This window comes from Virgisporangium aurantiacum (genome assembly GCF_016863635.1).
Taxonomy (GTDB): Bacteria; Actinomycetota; Actinomycetes; order Mycobacteriales; family Micromonosporaceae; genus Virgisporangium; species Virgisporangium aurantiacum.
This window is the reverse complement of record NZ_BOPG01000169.1, coordinates 1-2311: the sequence shown is the minus strand read 5'-3', so window position 1 is coordinate 2311 and position 2311 is coordinate 1. Positions and strand designations below refer to the sequence as shown.

At 71.2% G+C, this 2311-nt stretch carries 3 protein-coding genes; all 3 read right to left on the bottom strand.

Going from position 1 to position 2311, the window contains the following annotated elements:
* Window position 1 precedes the first annotated feature (1 nt).
* Window positions 2-634, bottom strand: a complete 633-nt coding sequence (locus Vau01_RS62855) for a GGDEF domain-containing protein (RefSeq protein ID WP_239153151.1) — start codon at window positions 632-634, stop codon at window positions 2-4.
* A 130-nt stretch (window positions 635-764) separates the two neighbouring features.
* Window positions 765-1823, bottom strand: a complete 1059-nt coding sequence (locus Vau01_RS62850) for a winged helix-turn-helix domain-containing protein (protein WP_204015405.1) — start codon at window positions 1821-1823, stop codon at window positions 765-767.
* A gap of 127 nt (window positions 1824-1950) precedes the next feature.
* Entirely contained in the window at window positions 1951-2166 is a 216-nt protein-coding gene (locus Vau01_RS62845; protein ID WP_204015403.1) for a hypothetical protein, read from the bottom strand.
* Window positions 2167-2311: the final 145 nt, after the last annotated feature.

Here is a 2311-nt window from a genome sequence, read left to right as displayed (position 1 = left end):
GTCAACGGCGGTCGCGGCAGCGGCCCGCCTTTGCTCCAGCGGCCGGGTCGTGGCGGCAGATGCCGCTGGTGCCGCGTTTGGCGCAGTACATGGCCTCGTCGGCCTCACGCAGCAGGGCACGGGCGGTGACGCCGGGACGGCTGGTGGTGTAGCCGACGCTGACCGCGACGGTCACCGTGGCGCCGCCATCCAGCCTCACCGGTGCGTCCGTGGTGACCGCCGCCGCCAGTTGCGCCGCCCGGAAGGTGTCATCCGAGCCGCCGTATACGAGCAGGGCGAACTCGTCGCCGGAGAGCCGGGCGGCCAACCGGACCGGGCTGGGCAGTTTGGCCAGTCGCCGCCCGACCATGGTGAGCAGGTCGTTGCCGGCCTCGTGGCCGTGGCGGTCGTTGACCTCCTTGAACCGGTCGAGGTCGAGCAGGACCAGCCCGAACGCCCGGTCCGAGCCAAACGTGTCGTCGACGGCGGCCAGGAATGCCCGCCGGTTGGGCAGGCCGGTGGTGTCGTCGTGGTGGGCCTGGTGCCGTGCGGTGCGCAACGCGCGGTGCAGCCGCCAGACAGGCAGCGCGGCGAGGAGTAGACCGGCGAGAACGCCGCCGGCCGAGGCGGCCATCACCTGGGCAATGGGGGACACTGGTCACGCTCCTTGGTGGTTTGGGGAGCGCCGGGGTGGGCGTGGCGAGGGGCAAACTTTCCGACGCCCGTCCTCGGGCACTTGGCTGTTGTGGGCGGCCGGGCTCACTGCAGCCGGCCGGAGGTGGCGGTCACGCCGCCGCCGCGGTCACTGTCTTGGCCGGCTCGGGCTGGGTGCCGGTCGCTGCCGGCTGGGCCGCGGCGCCGGGCAGGAACTGGAAGCTGACCGGCCTCTCGACGGCGAGGATCGCCTGACGACGCTTGACGAGTCGCTGCCCGGCGAGTACGACCGCGCCCGGGCTGGCCTTTGGCAGCCCGGTCCCTTCCTCGGCCTTGTTGATCAGGTTGCACAGCTCGCTGACCTTGAACGCCATGTCGGGTCGGGCCTGCAGGATTGCCAGGATCGCCCGGTCCAGGTCTCCAGCGGCGCGCCGGACCGGTCGAGAGCCGGTGGCATCCGCTGCGGGAACGGCCTCGGTATCGGCGGTGGCCTGGACCGGGCCGGTGCCACTGCCGGTACCGCTGCCGGCGACCGGCTCGACCGCCCGGTCCGCCTGGTCCGCCTGGTTTTCACCTGTGTCCGGTACCTCGCGCGGCTCGCCGGCTGTCCCGTCAAGTGCCACGGTCAGCGCCTCGACGTGGTGTGGCAAGACGCGCCCGGCGTCGATGTTCGTGCCGTCGGTGAGCTCGTCGAAGACGTCGGAGGGCAGTACCGACACTACTTGCGACTCGACGGGGGGCACGGATTCGGCGCCCCCGTCGGGCGTGATGGAGTCCGGCACGGCCGTGACATCAGCGACCTTTTCGGCCGGGCTGCCCTGGGCGGCGTGTTTCCTGCCGGTGTCGGTCAGGCACCACACGGTCTGGCCGTTGCCGGCCTTTCTGGTCTCGGCCAGGCCGTAGCTGTTGAGCTTGCGCAGCTTCGGGGTGGTGGTGGGGTAGGCGATGCCGACGTGCCTGGCGAGGTTGCCGGCGGTTTCCTCGCCGAGTTCAGCGAGCGCGGCGAGGAGTTGCTGGGATTTCTCGTCCAGTGGCGGCATGGCGCCACCGACGGTCGCAGGGTCGGCGCCCACGGCGGGGGCAGTGCTGCTACCAGTGCTGCTTGCGGTGCTGCTTGCGGTGCTGCTTGCGGTGCTGTTGGCGGTGCTGCTGTTGTTGGCGGGGTCGGTGCGCCTGGTGCGCTTGGGCATGTCAGCCTGCTTTCTCCTGCGGTGGCAGGGGTTTCGATCGTTGGGCGCGCACTGATGGACGCTTGACCGGCGCGGACAAGCAAGTGCGCGCGGGGAACCTGTTGGCACTACCGGCCGGACACGGGCGCTATCTGGTCGGGTCGGTGCCGGGACGGGTGAAGGCGATCTGTCCGTTCGGCAGTTGGCAGGCCACGACGAGGCCGGTGCGTAGTGCGTCGATCAGGGCGGAGTCGAGGACGATGGACCCGGTGACGGCGCCGGTGTGGTCGCCGGTGACGAGCTTGTCGACGGCTTCGTCGACGCTGAGCAGTCGGGCTCCAGGGGGAAGGTCAGGTAGTCCCACGGTGGTGCTCCTCTCCGGTGGCGGGTCCTCGGATGGCGGCGGCGCGTGTCGTGCGGCCGAGGACACGGAAGATGCCCCGCCGCCGGGGGTCGGCGACGGGGCATGTGAAGGTTGCTGGACTGATCGCCGGGTGCGGCGTAAGGCA